We start from the raw sequence: 17,647 nt of genomic DNA, 5'->3' as shown, positions 1-17,647 counted from the left end.
CGCCCCGCCCTCCTCGCGTCGCGGATATCAAGCATGCGAGGGGTCACACGCACGGCACGGAGAAGTCAGGCGGTGTCGTCACCACGGCAGGTGCCGACCGAGGGTCCACTCCACACCGGCTGATCACGCCGACGCGTCGTCCGCCCTCATCCGCCGCTTTGTTCGCCCGTAATCAACCGTTATGACAATCCGCACTGCGCGGAGTAACTCCTCACTGTCGTCGAGGCTAAGCGTCAAACAGGTAACGGGCAAGCAAAGGCGCACTACGAACCGGCCGGCATCGCGAAGGCGGCGTTCCGGAGCGGCATCGCGGAGGCGCCGCCCGGACCGGAGTGCTACCGGAATCGTCCGCGGCGCTCCGGCCTTCAGGCCGGGGAGCGCGTCAGTCGAAGGGGTGGTCGAGGTCGTCGGCGAACGCGGCGCCTTCCGGCTCCTCATTCTCCAGGGCTTCACGGACCACGCGGAACGCCAGCCCCGGACCGTACCCCTTACGGGCGAGCATGCCCGCCAGCCTGCGGGTCCGGACTGCACGGTCCAGCCCCCGGGTGGCGGAGAGCTTGCGCGCCACCAGCCTGCGGGCGGTCTCCTCCTCCTGCTCGGGGTCGAGCTGCTCCACGGCCTCCTTCACCGTGTCCTCGTCGACCCCGCGATGCCGGAGCTCCGAGGCGAGCGCCCTGCGGGCCAGCCCCCGCCCGGTGTGGCGCGAGCTCACCCAGGCGGCGGCGAACGCCTCGTCATCGATGAGCCCGACCTCGGAGAACCGTTCGAGTACGGCCTCGGCCGCCTCGTCGGGCACGTCGCGCTTGCGCAACGCCTCGGCGAGTTGCGCCCGGGTGCGCGGCCCCATGGTCAGCAACCGCAGGCAGATGGCGCGAGCCATCGCCTGCGGGTCGGCGTCGGGGCCCTGGCTCGCCGGGGAGCCCTCGACCGGCCCTTCCGGGAGACGCCCGTCGGGGGCGCTCCGGGAACGCCTCCCTCCGCGCCGGCCCTCGCGTCTTCCCCCCTTCCGGGAGGAACCCGAGGGCTCGGGCACGTCGGGCCAGGCACCCCAGTCCCGCGATCCGGCCTGGCCGGCCGGACCGGAGTCGGATCCCGTCGGTCCTGTCGTCGAGTCAGGTCCCGTCGTCATCGGCCGCTCCCGGATCAGGCGTCACCCGGCTTGGGGGTCGCCTTGGAACCCCGGCCGGACGCGGCGGGAGCGGGAGCGGGAGCAGTGGGAGCGGAAGCGGCGGGCGGCGGGGTGGCCGGGCTGTCCAGGCGCGGGCCGATGCCGAGCTTCTCCTTGATCTTCTTCTCGATCTCGTTGGCCATGTCCGGGTGGTTCCGCAGGAAGTTGCGGGCGTTCTCCTTGCCCTGGCCCAGCTGGTCGCCCTCGTAGGTGTACCAGGCGCCGGACTTGCGGACGAAGCCGTGCTCGACACCCATGTCGATCAGACCGCCCTCACGGGAGATGCCGACGCCGTAGAGGATGTCGAAGTCGGCCACGCGGAAGGGCGGGGCCATCTTGTTCTTGACGACCTTCACCCGGGTGCGGTTGCCGACCGCCTCCGTGCCGTCCTTGAGCGTCTCGATGCGGCGGATGTCGAGACGGACCGAGGCGTAGAACTTCAGCGCCTTTCCACCGGTCGTGGTCTCGGGCGAGCCGAACATGACGCCGATCTTCTCGCGGAGCTGGTTGATGAAGACCGCCGTGGTGCCGCTGCTGTTGAGCGCGCCGGCGATCTTGCGCAGGGCCTGGGACATCAGGCGCGCCTGGAGACCGACGTGGCTGTCGCCCATCTCGCCCTCGATCTCGGCCTTGGGCACCAGGGCCGCGACCGAGTCGATGACCAGCAGGTCGACCGCGCCGGACCGGATCAGCATGTCGGCGATCTCCAGCGCCTGCTCACCGGTGTCGGGCTGGGAGACGAGGAGCGCGTCGGTGTCGACGCCCAGCTTCTTCGCGTAATCCGGGTCGAGGGCGTGCTCGGCGTCGATGAACGCCGCGATGCCGCCGCCCTTCTGGGCGTTGGCCACCGCGTGCAGGGCGACCGTGGTCTTACCCGAGGACTCGGGACCGTAGATCTCGATGATGCGGCCGCGCGGGAACCCGCCGATGCCGAGAGCGACGTCGAGTGCGATGGAGCTGGTCGGGATCACTTCGATGGGCGCCCGCGCCTCGTCGCCGAGACGCATGACGGAGCCCTTGCCGAACTGCCGCTCGATCTGGGCGAGAGCGGTCTCGAGCGCCTTCTCGCGGTCGTTAGCTGCCATGGGAGCCCCCCTGGAGGGTCACGGGATGAATCGGTTGCCAGAAAGCTACGGGGTGCGACCGACATTTTCTGGAAGAGCACGCCATCGGTGGCGGCGTGTCCAATATAGCCGAACGATTGTTCGACGGAGGCTCGACGCTCCCATCCGTCCCCGGCACCCCGCGTCGCGGGACGGATGGACCGCACGGCACGGACCGGCGGGACGGCCGATCGGCGCGCACGGCGGATCGGCGCACACGGCGGATCGGCGTGGACGACGGGATGTCGCGGACGACGGCATGGCGAATCGGCCGCGCGGCATGGACCGGCGGGACGGTGCGGACGGCGGATCGGCGCGCGCCGGCGCTCAGCGCAGGGCGGCGGCGACGTCGGACACCCCGCACACGGCCCGCCAGACGTCCTTGGCGGCGATGCCGTCCGCCAGCGCCTGGTTCACCGTCCTGCCGTCCAGGCCGGCGATGACGTAGTCGCGGGCCCACGACTCGGCGTAGGCGTCACCGAAGTGGAGTCTCATCCGGTTCCAGAAATCCGACAGGCGCATGCCTCCAGTCTGGCCCCTCCCCGCGGTGCTCATGACCGGACGCGCCCGGTGTCCGCCGGGCGGCCACGCCGCCCGGCACGGGCCGGGACGGACCCGGGACCTGCGCCGCAGGCCCACGGTGGACCCAACAGTGAGCCCGGCGGTGGGCCCGGGGTGGACCCGCAGCGGGCCACCCCGGGCCGCGGTCACGCCGTCGTGGCGATGATCTCCTCCACGATCTCCATCGTCGTGCCGGGATGCAGGAACGCGAACCTTCCGATCGTCTCGCCCTCCCATCCGGTCGGCGTGACGAACCCGACCTGCCCGGCGAGCAGCCGCTCGGACCACTTGTAGTAGTCCCGCCCGGTCCAGCCGACGCGGCGGAAGAGCACCGCCGACAGTTCGGGCTCGCGGATCAGCTCCAGGTGTCCGGTGCGGCCGATCAGCGCGGCGGTCTCGCGGGCCAGCCACAGCCCCCTCTCGACGGCCTCGGTGTAGGCGTCGGTGCCGTTGACCGCGAGGGAGAACCAGAGCGGCAGGCCGCGGGCGCGCCTGGTCAGGTGATAGGCGTAGTCGGTGGGGTTCCACTCGTCGCCCTCCACGTGCAGGACGTCGAGGTAGGAGGCGTCCTGGGTGTGCACGGCGCGGGCCAGGCGGGGCTCGCGGTAGAGCAGGGCCGCGCAGTCGAAGGGCGCGAACAGCCACTTGTGCGGGTCGACGACGAAGGAGTCGGCGTGCTCGATCCCCTCGTAGCGGTGGCGCACGGAGGGTGCGAACAGCCCCGCGCCGCCGTACGCGCCGTCCACGTGGAACCACATGCCGCGCTCGCGGGCGACCTCCGAGACCCCGGCGAGGTCGTCGATGATCCCGGCGTTGGTGGTTCCGCAGGTGGCCACGACGGCGATCACGTCGGAGGGGTCGGGGTCGGCCGCCAGGGCCGCGCGCAGCGCCTCTCCGGTGAGGCGGTGATCGGCGGACGGCACGACGAGGGCGTCCACGCCGATGATCCGCAGCGTGTTGGAGACGGAGGAGTGCGCCTGGTCGCTGACGGCGACGCGCAGGCGGCCCCCGGGGCGGCGGTGCCGGGCGGTGTCCCTGGCCACGACGAGCGCGGACAGGTTGGCGGCCGAGCCGCCGGAGACGAAGCAGCCGCCCGCGCCGGCCGGCATGCCGGCCCTGTCGGCGATCAGTCTGAGCACCTGGTTCTCCGCGGCGATCGCGCCGGAGGCCTCCAGCCAGGAGATGCCCTGCAGCGACGCGCAGGAGACCACCATGTCGAACAGCAGGGCGGCCTTGGTGGGGGCGGCCGGGATGAACGACAGGAAGCGGGGACTGTCGGCGGAGATGACCGCCGGGGCCAGCTGGGTCGCGTAGACGTCCAGGACCTTCCCGGCGTCGGTGCCGCCGGGCGTGATGAGCCCGGCGAGGGCCGCGTCGAGTTTGTCCTTCACGCCGGGGTTGTCGAGGGGGACGGGGTCGAGTGAGAGCCGCTCCTTCATGTAGGAGAAGACCAGGTCCGTCAGCCGCTCGTCGTAACTGTGCACGCGAGAATTATGCGGACAAAAGGTTTAAAACGGATAATGAGGACTTCGGGTCCTTTCAGATCATGTTCAAGGTCGATCCGGTCGGTATCCCCCCGCACCGTGCGACGTCCCGCGCGCGGACGGTTCTGTCGGTGGCGGAGGGCAGTATGGATCCGTGACCGGCTCAGCGCTCGACCACTTCAGCCCGGTGACCAGGGAATGGTTCGCCGGCGCCTTCGCCATGCCCACCGCCGCCCAGGAGGGGGCGTGGGCCTCGATCGCCCGCGGGGACAACACCCTCGTCGTCGCGCCCACCGGCTCCGGTAAGACGCTGGCGGCGTTCCTCTGGTCGCTCGACCGGCTGGCCGCCGAGCGCGCGGCGGAGGCGGCGGAGACGGCCGCTGTCTCCGGGGCGGACGGCGGGCCCGGCTCCGCCCCGTCCGGCGGGACCGCGCGGGGCGTCCGGAAGCCCGGCGACCGGCGGGATCCTCGCGGCTCCGGCGGTCCCCGCGGGCGCGCCGGAGAGGACGGCGAGGCCGCCCGGCGCTGCCGGGTGCTCTACGTGTCGCCGCTCAAGGCGCTGGCGGTCGACGTCGAGCGCAACCTCCGGGCGCCGCTGACCGGGCTGCGGCAGACCGCCCGGCGGCTCGGGCTGCCGGTGCCGGAGATCTCCGTGGCGATCCGATCGGGCGACACCTCGCCGGAGGAGCGGCGCCGGTTCGCGGCCAGGCCCGCCGACATCCTCATCACGACCCCCGAGTCGCTGTTCCTGCTGCTGACCAGCCAGGCCCGCGAGGCGCTGCGCGGGGTGGAGACGGTCATCGTCGACGAGGTGCACGCGGTGGCGGGCACCAAGCGCGGCGCCCACCTGGCCCTCAGCCTGGAGCGGCTCGACGCCCTCCTGCCCGCCCCCGCGCAGCGCGTCGGGCTGTCGGCGACCGTGCGCCCGGTGAGCGAGGTCGCCGAGTTCCTCGGCGGTCCCCGTCCGGCCGTCGTGGTGCAGCCCCCCTCGGAGAAGGAGATCGAGATCGAGGTCGTCGTCCCCGTCGAGGACATGACCGAGCTCGACTCCGCCCCGCCGCGGTCGCCGTCCCGTGACGACGGCGGCGGCGCTCTGGGTGACGGTGCTCCCGGTGACGGCGCTCTGGGTGACGGTGCTCCCGGTGACGGCGACCTCGGCGACGACCGCTGGCTCACCGAGCCGCCCACCCGGCGGTCCATCTGGCCGCACGTCGAGGAGCGGCTGTTCGACCTGATCGGCGCCCACCGCTCGACGATCGTGTTCGCCAACTCCCGCAGGCTGGCCGAACGGCTCTGCACCCGGCTCAACGAGCTGGCCTGGGAACGGCGGCCCGGCACCGGGGACGCCGACGCCGCCGGGGGCGCCGGGGACGGTGGGGACGGCGGAACGCCCTGGAAGGAGACCCCTGCGGAGCCCGTCCACTGGGCCGACGGGTTCCCCACCCCGCCCGGCTCCGCCCCGCCCGGCCCCACGCCGGGCGTCGCCTCCACGCCGCCGACGGCCTCGTCCGCCACCCCGGCGGAGATGATGGCGCAGGCGGGCGCGTCCAGGGGCGTGATCCCGGAGATCGTCCGGGCCCATCACGGGTCGGTGTCGAAGGAGGAGCGCGCGGCGATCGAGGACGCCCTCAAGTCCGGGCGGCTGCCCGCCGTCGTCGCGACCTCCAGCCTGGAGCTCGGCATCGACATGGGCGCGGTCGACCTGGTCGCCTGCGTGGAGTCGCCGCCGAGCGTCTCCAGCGGCCTGCAGCGGATCGGCCGGGCCGGTCACCGGGTGGGGGCGGTCTCCCGTGGCGTGATCTTCCCCAAGTACCGCGGTGACCTGGTGCAGACGGCCGTGGTGGCCGAGCGGATGCGCGCCGGGGAGATCGAGGAGCTGCGCTGTCCCCGTAACCCGCTCGACGTGCTCGCCCAGCAGATCGTGGCGATGACCGCGCTCGACGAGTGGACGGTGGACGACCTGGAGACCCTGGTACGGCGGGCCGCGCCGTACCGCACGCTGCCCCGCGGCGCCCTGGAGGCGGCGCTCGACATGCTCGCCGGGCGCTATCCGAGCGAGGAGTTCGCCGAGCTGCGCCCGCGGATCGTCTGGGACCGTGTCACGGGTGTCCTGCGGGGCAGGCCCGGGGCCCAGCGGCTGGCCGTGACCAACGGCGGCACGATCCCCGACCGGGGGCTGTTCGGCGTCTTCCTGGCCGGGGAGAAGTCCTCGCGGGTGGGCGAGCTGGACGAGGAGATGGTCTACGAGTCGCGGGTGGGCGACGTGTTCGTGCTGGGCGCGACGTCCTGGCGGATCGAGGACATCACCGCCGACCGGGTCCTGGTCTCCCCCGCGCCCGGCCGGCCGGGCAAGCTGCCGTTCTGGCACGGCGACAGCGCGGGGCGCCCGGCCGAGCTGGGCCGGGCGATCGGCGCCTTCCTCCGCGAGGTGTCCGCCTCCGGGGACGGCGCGGCGGAGCGGATCCGGGCGGCCGGGTTCGACGGGTTCGCCGCGGCCAACCTGCTGTCCTACCTCGCCGAGCAGCGGGAGGCCACGGGATACGTCCCCGACGACCGGACGCTGGTGGTCGAGCGGTTCCACGACGAGCTGGGCGACTGGCGCGTCGTGCTGCACTCGCCGTACGGCGCGCGGGTGCACGCGCCGTGGGCCCTGGCGATCGGGCGGCGGCTGCGCGAGCGTTACGGCGTCGACGTCCAGGCGATCCACTCCGACGACGGGATCGTGCTGCGCATCCCGGACACGCTCTCCGACCCCCCGTCCGACGTCGCGGTCTTCGACGCCGAGGAGATCGAGCGGATCGTCACCGAGGAGCTCGGCGGCTCGGCGCTGTTCGCCGCGCGCTTCCGGGAGTGCGCGGGGCGGTCCCTGCTGCTGCCGCGCCGCACGCCCGGCAGGCGCACCCCGCTGTGGCAGCAGCGGCAGCGGGCCTCGCACCTGCTGGCCGTGGCGAGCCGCTACGGCTCGTTCCCGGTCGTGCTGGAGACGATGCGCGAGTGCCTGCAGGACGTCTTCGACGTGCCGGGCCTGATCCGGCTCATGCGCGACATCGCGGCGCGGCGGGTGCGGCTGGTCGAGGTGGAGACCTCGCAGGCGTCGCCGTTCGCCGCGTCGCTGCTGTTCAACTACGTCGGCGCGTTCATGTACGAGGGCGACGCCCCGCTGGCCGAGCGCCGTGCCCAGGCGCTGGCGCTGGACACGACCCTGCTGGCCGAGCTGCTGGGTCAGGCCGACCTGCGTGAGCTGCTCGACCCCGACGTCATCGCCGACACCGAGCGCGAGCTGGCGCGGCTCGACCGGCCGCTGCGCGACGCCGAGGACCTCGCCGACCTGCTGCGCTCGCACGGTCCGCTGCTCGCCGAGGATGTCAGCCTGCGCGAGGGCGACCCGGCGTGGCTGACCGGCCTGGAGGAGTCCAGGCGGGCGATCAGGGTACGGATCGCCGGTCAGGAGCGGTGGGCGGCGATCGAGGACGCCTCCCGGCTGCGCGACGCGCTCGGCGTGCCGCTGCCGGTCGGCGTGCCGCAGGCGTTCCTGGAGCCGGTGGACGATCCGCTGGGCGACCTGGTCGCCCGGCACGCCCGCACCCGCGCCCCGTTCGCGGCGGCGACGGCCGCGGTGCGGTTCGGCCTGGGGCAGGCGGTCGTCACCGACGCGCTGCGCCGCCTGGCCGCGACGGGCCGGGTGGTGAGCGGGGAGTTCCGGCCCGGTGGCCGGGGCGAGGAGTGGTGCGACGCCGGGGTGCTGCGGCTGCTGCGCCGCAGGTCGCTGGCCCGGCTCCGCAAGGAGGTCGAGCCGGTCTCCCCCGAGACGCTCGCGGCCTTCGCCCCCGCCTGGCACGGCGTCACCGGCGCCTCCCGGAAGGGCAGGCCGCCGATCGACGCGCTGGTGGGCGCGATCGAGCAGCTCCAGGGCGCGGCGGTGCCCGCCTCCGCGCTGGAGACGCTGGTCCTGCCCTCCCGGGTGCCGGGATACGACCCGTCGCTGCTGGACGAGCTGACCTCCTCGGGCGAGATCGTCTGGGCCGGGCAGGGTTCGCTGCCGGGCGCGGACGGCTGGGTGGCGCTGTACTTCGCCGACACCGCGCCCCTGCTGATGCCCGAGCCGCTGGAGATCAGCATGACCCCGCTGCACGAGGCGGTCCTGTCCGCCCTCGGCGGCGGAGGCGCGCTGTTCTTCCGCGAGCTGGGCGTCCGCGCCGGCGCGCTCCTCGCGTCCGGTCCGCCCCCGGATGACACGGTGCTCGCGGCCGCGGTGTGGGATCTCGTGTGGGCGGGCCGGATCACCGGTGACACGCTGGCGCCGCTGCGCGCCACGCTCGGCACCGGCCGCCCGGCGCACCGCCCGGCCACCACCCGCAGGCGGCGGCCGGTGCTGCCGAGCCGCAGCGGCCCGCCGACCGTGAGCGGGCGCTGGTGGCTGCTGCCCGAGCCCGCGGGGGACGCCACCCAGCGGGCGCACGCCCAGGCCGAGACGCTGCTGGAACGGCACGGCGTGGTGACCCGGGGCGCGGTGGCCGCCGAGCGGCTGCCCGGCGGGTTCGCCGCCGTCTACCAGGTCCTGCGCGCGTTCGAGGAGAGCGGCCGCTGCCGCCGGGGCTACTTCGTCGAAGGTCTGGGCGGGGCGCAGTTCGCCCTGCCGGGTGCCGTGGACCGCATGCGCGCCGCGGCGGAGCCGCCCCGGCCCGTCGAACCGGCCCCCGACCTCTGGAGCACCCGGAAGCCCGCGGCGGACGCGCCGCGGGCGGTGGTGCTGGCCGCCGCCGACCCCGCCAACCCGTACGGCGCCGCCCTGCCGTGGCCCGCCCATCCCGGGGAGGTGTCCCACAAGCCGGGCCGCAAGGCGGGTTCCCTGGTGGTGCTCGTCGACGGTCACCTGGTGCTCTACGTCGAGCGCGGCGGCAAGACCCTGCTGTCCTTCACCGGCGGCGAGCGACTGCGGCCCGCCGTGGACGCGCTGGCTCTGGCCGTACGCGACGGCGCCCTCGGCAAGCTGACCGTGGAGCGCGCGGACGGTTCGGCCGTCGGTGACTCCCCCCTGGCCGGCGCGCTGGAGGCCGCCGGGTTCCACCCGACCCCGCGCGGTCTGCGCCTGCGGGCCTGACCGGCGACCGTCGTACGGCCCCGAGGGCACGCGGCCCCGGCCATGGTCTCGGATTCGGGCTTCACGTCGGTGGAACCCGCCGGGCCGTCCCGGGAACACCCGCTTGCGGCCCCGGAACGAAGCCGGGGCCGGAGCGGGGCCGGGGCTGGGCCGGGGCCGGGGCTGGGCCGGGGCCGGTCAGACGGTTTCGGAGAAGACCTGCTCGCGGGCCTGGCCGAGGGCCGAGACCAGGGCCCCGCGCAGCACGGGGTTGCCCTCGACCCGCGAGACCACGACCCGCGGCCGGCTCGGGCAGATCCTGGCCACCGCCTCCTCGACCCTGGCCGCCAGCGTGGGGCCGCCGGCCCGGCCGACGTCGCCGCTGAGCACGACCAGGCCGGGGTCCAGCACCACCGAGACCGCCGCCACGCCGACCGCCAGCCGGCCGGCCAGCTCGACGAGGAAGTCCTCCGCCCCCTCCTCGACGGCCGCGCGGACGTGGTCGCCCAGGGACGCGGACACGTCGGAGAGAGCGACCTCATGCGAGCCGTTCGCGGAACCCCACGCGCCGACGCCGCCGATCCCGGCCCTTGGGACGCGCCCTGAAACCGGCCCTGCGACCGGCCCGGAGATCGATGCGGGGCCGGAGGCGGTGCCGTACGCGCCGGCGGGGCGGGAGCCGACGCCGACACCGACGCCGAGGTCGAGGCCGAGGCCGAGGCCTATGCCGTGCGCGCCGGCCAGGCCGCGCACGGCATCCCCGCCGACCAGGCGCTGGAAGGAGCCGGACTGCGGCTCGTGCACGTCCGTGGGGAGCGGTTCCCCCGGCACCGGGAGCCAGCCGATCTCGCCCGCGCCGCCGGTGAAGCCCCGGTGCAGCCGCCCGCCGAGCATCACCCCGAGTCCCTGGCCGACCCCGGACCAGACGAGCACGAAGTCGTCCAGGCCCGAGGCGGCGCCGTGGGCGTGTTCGGCGAGCGCGGCGAGGTTGACGTCGTTCTCTATCCGCACGGGGACGTCGAGGGCGTCGCGGAGCCCGGCGAGCACGCCCACGTGCCAGGACGGCAGGTCGAAGGAGAAGCGGACGTCGCCGGTGCCCGGATCGACGACGCCGCGGGTGCCGATCACGAAGGCGCGCAGCCGGGAGCGGGTGATGCCGCCCGACGCGCAGACCGCCTCGACGGCGTCGCAGACGAGGCGGACCGGGTCGTCGTGACCGTTGGGGTCCACCGACACCTCGGCGACGGTCTCGCCGGTGATGTCGGCCACCGCCGCGCTGACGCGGTCCGGCTGGACGTCCAGCCCGGCGGCGTACGCGCACGACGGCACGAGGCCGTAGAGGGCCGCGTTGGGGCCGCGCCCGCCCGCCTGCTCGCCGACCACCGTGACGAGTTCGAGTTCCTCCAGGCGGGCCAGCAGCTGCCCCGCGGTGACCTTGGACAGGCCGGTCCGCTCTCCCAGCTCGGCCCGGGTCAGCGGCCCGCCGGACAGCAGCAGTTCCAGCGCCGCCCGGTCGTTGAGCTGGCGCAGCAGCCGGGGTGTTCCCGGGCGTCTGGGCAAGGTCGGCTCCCCCCGTCACGATCCGCTAACGATCGTTTCTTTTAAGAAAGTTTATTGTTAGTTTAACCATGGCCAGCCCGCAGGCGACAGTCCCGCGGGCTACAGGACGCCCACTCCGCCCGGAGCGAGCTCGGGTCGCGGGGACCCGGGCCGACAGCCCGAAGAGCGTCACCCCGTTGAAAGCCGGAAAGGGAGAACTCCAGTGAAGTTCGCGAGAATCGCCACCACGACGGCCGCCACCGCCGCCCTCGCGCTGGGCCTGGCCGCGTGCGGCGGCTCTGATACGTCCGATGGCGCCGCCACCTCCGGGGCGTCGGCGCCGGCCGCCTCCGGCCCCAAGTACGCCGGCCAGACGCTCACCGTGTGGCGGCTCGGCGACAGCAACCCTGCCGCCCAGAAGTACATGGACGAGCTGAACGCGGCCTTCGAGAAGGAGTCCGGCGCCAAGGTCAACCTTGAGTGGATCCCCTGGCCCCAGGTGAACGACAAGTTCACCGCCGCCGCCGCGGGCGGCGCCGGCCCGGACGTCACCGAGATCGGCAACGACCAGGTGCCGCTCTGGCAGAGCCAGGAGGCGCTGTCCCCGGTCAGCGAGATCGTGAAGTCCGGCGACCAGGCGGGGATCCCGAAGAACCTCCTCGGCCTGGAGACCATCGACGGCGAGGTCTACGCCATCCCGTGGGGCGCGGGCTCCCGCGCGGTGCTCTACCGCAAGGACTGGTTCGCGGACCTCGGCATCGAGGTGCCGAAGACCTGGGACGAGGTCGTCGCCGCGGCCAAGAAGATCCAGGCCAAGAAGGGCAAGGACGTCGACGGCTTCGCCTTCAACGGCGGCTCCGACGCCAACCACCTGCTCGCCGCGTTCGCCTGGTCCGAGGGCGGCGAGTACGCCGTCAAGGAGGGCGACAAGTGGGTCGGCAAGCTGACCGACCCCACGTTCAAGAACGGCTTCGCCACCTACACGAGCCTGGTCACCGACGGCCTGTCCGGCAAGTCGCGCCTCACGCAGAACACGGTGGACATCCGCAAGCGGTTCGCCAACGACAAGGTCGGCATGTACCTGACCGCCGGCTGGGACCTGCCGGGCATCGAGGAGGACAGCAAGGGCAAGCTGAAGGGCGACAAGCTGGGCTTCTTCCCGCTTCCCGCCAAGTCCGGCGGTGAGGCCCCGTCCTTCTTCGGCGGCAACGACATCGCCGTCTGGGACGGCGCGAAAAACAAGGACATGGCGGCCGACTACCTCAGGCTGGCCACGAACAAGGAGTGGGCCGGCCGCTACGCCACCGACGGCGGCCTGCTGCCGATCTACCCCGAGGCCCTCGCGAAGCTGAAGGACGACCCGGCGCAGGCCCCGTTCGCCGCCGCCTTCGCCAAGGCCAAGGCGTTCCCCGCCGACCCCAACTGGACCGAGGCCAACGAGACCAAGGCCGTGCTGCAGAACGCCGCCCGGTCGGTCATCGAGGGCAAGGCCACCGCCGACGACGCCCTGGCCAAGGCCAACGGGGAACTCGAAGAGATCCTGAACCAGTAGCCCTATGACGAACACGTCCACGGTCGCCCGGGGCGGGGGGGCTACCCCCGCCCCGGGGCGGCGCCGCCACGCACCGCAACGTCCCGCCAAGGCCCGCGGGCTCTCCCCCAGGGCCGTCCCCTACGTCCTGCTCGCGCCCGGCCTGCTGGTGATCGCCGGCCTGCTGCTCTACCCGCTGGGACAGATGATCTTCATCTCCTTCCAGAAGGTGGGGATCCCCCAGATCAACGGGAAGAAGCCGGCGACCTGGGAGGGCTGGGACAACTACGCCAGGGTCCTCGACAACGAGGTCTTCTGGTCCTCCCTCCGCAACACCGTCGTGTTCGCGGCCGTCACGGTGACGCTCACGCTGGTCCTCGGGACCGCGGTCGGCACCCTGCTCAACCGGCTGAGCAAGAGGATGTCCACCTTCGTGGTCATCGGCATCATGTCGGCCTGGGCCGTGCCGCCGGTCGCCCAGGGCGTCATCTGGCGGTGGCTCTTCGACGCCGACGCCGGGATGATCAACTGGGCGCTGAACCTCCTGCCCGACTGGCTGTCGGAGCTGCTGTTCGACCGGTCCGACTGGACCGGCGAGCCGTGGCTGAACGACGCGTTCACCATCTACCTCGTGCTGGTCGTCTGCGTCCTCTGGTCGTCGTTCCCGTTCGTCGCGGTGTCGGTGCTGGCCGGTCTCAAGGGCATCCCCACCGAGCTCTACGAGGCCGCCCGGGTCGACGGCGCCACCCCCTGGCGGATCTTCAGGAAGGTCACCTTCCCGCTGCTCAAGCCGGTCTTCTCGGTGCTGACGATCCTGTCCATCATCTGGGACTTCAAGGTCTTCAGCCAGCTGTACGTGCTGATGAACGGGCCGACCAACCGCGAGGCGTTCAACCTGTCGATGTTCTCCTTCGCCGAGGCGTTCCGCAGCCCGCCGAAGATGGGTGTCGGGGCGGCGATCGCGGTGATCCTGACGCTGATCCTGCTCGTCGTCACCGCCGTCTACATCCGGCAGCTCGTCAAGACGGAGGACCTGCGATGACCCCGCTCGCCCGCAAGCGCCTCACGAGGATCGCGCTGAACACGGCCGGTCTGCTGGTCTTCCTGTTCGCGGTGTTCCCCGTCTACTGGATGGTCTCGACCTCCTTCAAGGCCAACGACCAGATCTTCACCACCGACTTCATCCCGTTCCCCACCCATTTCACCTTCGAGCACGTGGACCGGGTGCTCAGCGAGGGCGTGGCCGGCAACTCCATCTGGCTCTACATGCGCAACAGCGCGATCGTCGCCCTGGGCACCGTCCTCATCGGCGCCGCACTCGCGCTGCTGGCCGCCACCGCCATCGCCCGCTTCGCGTTCCGGGGCCGTACGGGCTTCCTGGTCCTGCTGCTCATCGTGCAGATGATCCCGGCGGAGGCGCTGCTCATCCCGCTCTTCCTCAACGTCAAGCGGCTCGGCCTGTACGACCAGCTGCTGGGCCTGATCGTCATCAACGTCGGTCTGACGCTGCCGTTCGGCATCTGGATGCTGCGCACGTTCGTCGCCGCGGTGCCCAGGTCGCTGGAGGAGGCCGCCTGGATCGACGGCGCCAGCCGGATGACGACCTTCTGGCGGGTGCTGTTCCCGCTGGTGGCCCCCGGCCTGGTGGCGACGAGCATCTTCTCGTTCATCACCGCGTGGAACGAGCTGATCTTCGCGCTCATCCTGATGTCGGACTCCTCGGGCTACACGATGCCCGTCGCGCTGCAGTTCTTCTTCGGCCAGCGCGGCACCGACTGGGGCGCCATCATGGCCGGTTCCACGATGATGACGATCCCCGTCGTCGTCTTCTTCCTCCTGGTGCAGCGGCGCATGGTCACCGGCCTCGTCGCGGGCGCCGTCAAGGGCTGACCCCGGCGCCGGTACGGCCCGGCGCCCACGCGGTGCGGGCCGTACGGGACGCCGCCGGCGACCGATCCCCCGGTCCTCACGGTCCGAACGATCCACTCGGTCCGCACCGTCCGCGCGGTCCGCGCCGTCGGACCCCGCCCCAGATCCCCTCCGCCGGGCGACCCGTCCCGGCGACTCCCCAGGTAAGGAGCGTTCCAGCGCCATGTCCGAGCTCACCGCGGGTCCCGCCGACCGGGGCCTGTACCGTCTCGCGGCCGGCACGCTGCTCGCCGCCTTCCAGGGCGTCACCGCCCCAGAGTGGATCGTGCGGGAACTTGCGGCCGGCCTCGGCGGCGTCACCCTGTTCGGCTTCAACGTCGCGGGCCCCGACCGGTTGACGGCCCTCACCGCGCGGCTGCGCGAGGCGGGTGAGCCGGTCGTCTCGCTGGACGAGGAGGGCGGCGACGTCACCCGCCTCGACTACCACGAGGGCAGCCCCTACCCCGGCAACGCCGCCCTGGGCGCCGTCGACGACGTCGAGCTGACCCGGCGCGTGCACCGGGCGATCGGCGACGACCTGGCCCGCTGCGGGATCAACCTCGACATGGCCCCGTCCGCGGACGTCAACAGCGCCGACGACAACCCGGTGATCGGCACCCGCTCGTTCGGGCCGGACCCCGCGCTGGTGGCCCGGCACACCGTCGCCGCGGTGCGGGGCCTGCAGTCCGCCGGGGTGGCCGCCTGCGTCAAGCACTTCCCCGGCCACGGCGCCACCCACCAGGACTCCCACCTGGAGGTGCCGCTCGTCGACGCCTCCCTGGAGCTGCTGCGCGAGCGCGAGCTGGTGCCCTTCCGGGCCGCGATCGACGCCGGGACCAGGTCGATCATGACCGCGCACGTCCGCGTCCCCGCGCTGACCGGCGCGCTTCCCGCCACGCTGTCACCGGCCGCGCTGACCGGCCTGCTCCGCGGCGAGCTGGGCTACGACGGGGTGGTCGTCTCCGACGCCCTCGACATGCGCGCCGTCACCGACGCCTACGGCCTGGTGGACGGCGCCGTGCTGTCCCTGGCCGCCGGGGCCGACCTGTTGTGCCTCGGTCCGCTGCCGACCGAGGAGGACGTCCGCCGGATCATCGCCGGGATCCTCGCGGCGGTGCGGGACGGCCGGCTGCCCGGTGAGCGCCTGGAGGAGGCGGCCGAGCGGGTGGCGCGGCTGCGCGCCTGGTTCGCCGCGTCCCGGGCGGACGCGAGGGCGGCGGCCGCGGCGGGCATGGACGGGGAGCGGGTGGTCGGCCTGGCCGCGGCCCGCCGGGCGGTCAGGCTCACCGGGACCGCGGCCCCGCTCGTCGATCCGCTGGTGGTGGAGATGGAGACCCCGCCGACCATCGCGGTCGGGGACGTGCCGTGGGGGTTCGGCCCGCTGCTGCCCCGGGCGGAGGTCGTGCGGGTCCGGCCGGAGGACGCCGACGTGCCCGCTCTGCTGGCGCGCGCCGAGGGCCGCTCCCTGGTCGTGGTGGTCAAGGACGCCCACCGCCACACCGCCGGCCGTTCGGTGGTCTCGGCGCTGCTGGCCGTCCGCCCGGACGCGACGGTGGTGGAGATGGGCCTGCCGGTCTGGCGGCCCGAGGGCGTGACCTACCTCGCCACGTACGGCGCGGCGCGGGCCAACGCCCAGGCCGCCGCCGAACTGCTCGGCGTCTGACGGCCCCGGCGGAACGGCACGGCCGTACGGGCCCGGGATCGGGCGGCGCGGGCCGTACGGAGGCTCGGGGTGAGGGCCGGTACGGAGGCCCGGGTGAGGGCGGGAGGCTCAGGACGCGAAGAGCTCCTCGCGTGCCTGCTCCAGCCCCGCCAGCACGGCGCCCCTCAGCACCGGGTCGCCCTCGACCTCGCCGGATACCACGCGGGGCCGCACCGGGCACATCCGGGCCACGGCCTCCTCGATCCTGAAGGTCAGCTCGCCACCGCCGGCCCGGCTGACCTCGCCGGCGAGCACCACGAGCCCGGGATCCAGCACGACGCACACCGACGCCACGCCCAGCGCCAGCCGCCTGGCGACCTCGTCCAGCAGCGGCCGGCCGCGCTCCCCCGCCTCCACGGCCGCAGCCACGCACTCGGCCGCGCCGCGCCCGATGAAACCGTGCGCCCGGGCCAGCTCGGTCACCGCCTCATCGGTGACCAGCGACTGCAACCCTCCGGCGAGGGACGGCATGCGCCCGGGGACCTCCCGCACGTCCTCGGCGAGCGGAACGCCCGGCACCGGCAGGTATCCGATCTCCCCGGCGCTGCCGGAACGGCCGCGGTGCAGCCGGCCGCCGAGGACGACGCCGAGGCCGATGCCGCGGTCCACCCAGAGCAGCACGAAGTCGTCGGCCCGCCGCGCCGCGCCCAGGGCGTGCTCGGCGATGGCCACCAGGTTCACGTCGTTCTCGATCCTGACGTCGCGGCGCAGGTCGCGGGCGAGCCGCTCGTGGATGCCCTCGCGCCAGTCCGGCAGGTCGAAGGAGAACCGGACGTCCCCGGTGCGGGGATCGACGACGCCGGGGGTGCCGATCACCACGGCCCGCAGCCTCGCCAGGGCGACCTTGGCGGACCGGCACGCCTTGACGATCGCGCTGTGCACGAGGGCGACCGGGTCGTCGTGCCCGTCGGGGGCGACCGTCACCTCGGCCACGATATCGCCGCTGATATCGGCGACGGCGGTGGTGACGAATTCCGGCCCCACGGCCAGGCCCACGACATAGGCAGAAGACGGAATAACTCCATAAAGGGCGGCATTCGGCCCTCTTCCGCCCGCCTGCTCCCCGGTCACCTCGACCAGTCCGCGTCCTTCGAGCCGGGCCAGCGTCTGGGACGCCGTCACCTTGGAAAGCCCGGTCATCTCACCGATCTGCCCCCGGGTCAGGGGACCTGAGTCGAGCAGGAGCTCCAGGGCGGCCCGGTCGTTGATCTCCCGCAGAAGCCTGGGAACGCCAGGACGTCGCTCCATACGCATGCTCTCTTGTCCGCCGTTTCCCCGTCGCTTTTGCATTCAGGCGAGAAGCGTTCGCATTAGTCAATAAAGGTTCCTGACAGCTTAGCCGCGCGGGAGCCGCCGCGGGTTCCCGCGGGCCGCCGCGCCGTACCTTCCCCGGGGCCTCGCGGACGGCCACGACGTGCCTTCGCGGGTGCTCGCGGGCCGCCGCGCCGCATCCTCCCCGGGGCCTCGCGGACGGCCACGCCATGCCTCCCCGGGGGTTCGCGGCCCGCGCGTCACGGGCCGTCCGCGGACCGCGACACGCCCGGCGGCACGGCACCCCCTCTGCCACGACC

At 73.4% G+C, this 17,647-nt stretch carries 11 protein-coding genes; 5 read left to right on the top strand and 6 right to left on the bottom strand.

The genetic code is table 11. The features are described 5' to 3' along the window. Positions 1 to 382: 382 nt before the first annotated feature. The 4 genes from recX to AB0D67_RS00505 all read right to left on the bottom strand — a co-directional run bounded on the left by recX (position 383) and on the right by AB0D67_RS00505 (position 4,316). Positions 383 to 1,129 carry a recombination regulator RecX gene (gene recX, locus AB0D67_RS00520; protein WP_362928255.1) on the bottom strand — a complete coding sequence of 249 codons (747 nt, stop codon included), beginning with the start codon at positions 1,127 to 1,129 and terminating at the stop codon, positions 383 to 385. 14 nt (positions 1,130 to 1,143) lie between these two features. Beyond that, on the bottom strand, positions 1,144 to 2,253 hold the full coding sequence (recA, locus tag AB0D67_RS00515; RefSeq protein WP_362928253.1) for a recombinase RecA: 1,110 nt from the start codon (positions 2,251 to 2,253) through the stop codon (positions 1,144 to 1,146). A gap of 345 nt (positions 2,254 to 2,598) precedes the next feature. Continuing rightward, the gene (locus AB0D67_RS00510; RefSeq protein WP_362928251.1) at positions 2,599 to 2,793 is read right to left on the bottom strand and encodes a DUF3046 domain-containing protein; all 195 of its coding nucleotides are present in this window, start codon (positions 2,791 to 2,793) and stop codon (positions 2,599 to 2,601) included. A 185-nt stretch (positions 2,794 to 2,978) separates the two neighbouring features. Continuing rightward, positions 2,979 to 4,316, bottom strand: coding sequence for an aminotransferase class I/II-fold pyridoxal phosphate-dependent enzyme (locus AB0D67_RS00505; RefSeq protein WP_362928249.1), 1,338 nt, complete (start codon positions 4,314 to 4,316; stop codon positions 2,979 to 2,981). A gap of 154 nt (positions 4,317 to 4,470) precedes the next feature. Here AB0D67_RS00505 and AB0D67_RS00500 point away from each other — a divergent pair, with 154 nt between their 5' ends. After that, a complete protein-coding gene (locus tag AB0D67_RS00500) occupies positions 4,471 to 9,417 on the top strand; it encodes a DEAD/DEAH box helicase (RefSeq protein WP_362928247.1) in 4,947 nt (1,648 codons plus the stop codon). Positions 9,418 to 9,594: 177 nt separating this feature from the next. Here the strand turns inward: AB0D67_RS00500 and AB0D67_RS00495 are convergent, their stop codons facing one another. Then, positions 9,595 to 10,956: an ROK family protein gene (locus AB0D67_RS00495; protein WP_362928245.1), complete on the bottom strand. Its 1,362-nt coding sequence runs from the start codon at positions 10,954 to 10,956 to the stop codon at positions 9,595 to 9,597. A gap of 202 nt (positions 10,957 to 11,158) precedes the next feature. On the opposite strand from AB0D67_RS00495, the gene AB0D67_RS00490 reads away from it, so the two are divergent. The 4 genes from AB0D67_RS00490 (at position 11,159) to AB0D67_RS00475 (ending at position 16,037) form a co-directional block, all read left to right on the top strand. After that, positions 11,159 to 12,487, top strand: coding sequence for an extracellular solute-binding protein (locus AB0D67_RS00490; protein ID WP_362928243.1), 1,329 nt, complete (start codon positions 11,159 to 11,161; stop codon positions 12,485 to 12,487). A 4-nt stretch (positions 12,488 to 12,491) separates the two neighbouring features. After that, the gene (locus AB0D67_RS00485; protein ID WP_362928241.1) at positions 12,492 to 13,508 is read left to right on the top strand and encodes a sugar ABC transporter permease; all 1,017 of its coding nucleotides are present in this window, start codon (positions 12,492 to 12,494) and stop codon (positions 13,506 to 13,508) included. Continuing rightward, entirely contained in the window at positions 13,505 to 14,356 is an 852-nt protein-coding gene (locus AB0D67_RS00480; RefSeq protein ID WP_362928239.1) for a carbohydrate ABC transporter permease, read from the top strand. Before AB0D67_RS00485 ends, AB0D67_RS00480 begins: the two co-directional genes overlap by 4 nt. A 202-nt stretch (positions 14,357 to 14,558) precedes the next feature. Then, entirely contained in the window at positions 14,559 to 16,037 is a 1,479-nt protein-coding gene (locus AB0D67_RS00475; RefSeq protein ID WP_362928237.1) for a glycoside hydrolase family 3 protein, read from the top strand. 108 nt (positions 16,038 to 16,145) lie between these two features. Here AB0D67_RS00475 and AB0D67_RS00470 read toward each other — a convergent pair whose 3' ends face one another. After that, a complete protein-coding gene (locus AB0D67_RS00470) occupies positions 16,146 to 17,324 on the bottom strand; it encodes an ROK family transcriptional regulator (protein WP_362928235.1) in 1,179 nt (392 codons plus the stop codon). Positions 17,325 to 17,647 lie beyond the last annotated feature (323 nt).

The sequence above is a fragment of the Streptosporangium sp. NPDC048047 genome (assembly GCF_040653115.1).
GTDB lineage: Bacteria > Actinomycetota > Actinomycetes > Streptosporangiales > Streptosporangiaceae > Streptosporangium.
This window is presented reverse-complemented; position numbering and strand designations above follow the sequence as displayed.

Excerpts from the sequence above, each read along its gene's own strand:
- recX (WP_362928255.1), bottom strand. The coding sequence starts at position 1,129 with ATGACGACGGGACCTGACTCGACGACAGGACCGACGGGATCCGACTCC.
- recA (WP_362928253.1), bottom strand. The coding sequence starts at position 2,253 with ATGGCAGCTAACGACCGCGAGAAGGCGCTCGAGACCGCTCTCGCCCAG.
- AB0D67_RS00510 (WP_362928251.1), bottom strand. The coding sequence starts at position 2,793 with ATGCGCCTGTCGGATTTCTGGAACCGGATGAGACTCCACTTCGGTGAC.
- AB0D67_RS00485 (WP_362928241.1), top strand. The coding sequence starts at position 12,492 with ATGACGAACACGTCCACGGTCGCCCGGGGCGGGGGGGCTACCCCCGCC.
- AB0D67_RS00480 (WP_362928239.1), top strand. The coding sequence starts at position 13,505 with ATGACCCCGCTCGCCCGCAAGCGCCTCACGAGGATCGCGCTGAACACG.
- AB0D67_RS00475 (WP_362928237.1), top strand. The coding sequence starts at position 14,559 with ATGTCCGAGCTCACCGCGGGTCCCGCCGACCGGGGCCTGTACCGTCTC.
- AB0D67_RS00470 (WP_362928235.1), bottom strand. The coding sequence starts at position 17,324 with ATGGAGCGACGTCCTGGCGTTCCCAGGCTTCTGCGGGAGATCAACGAC.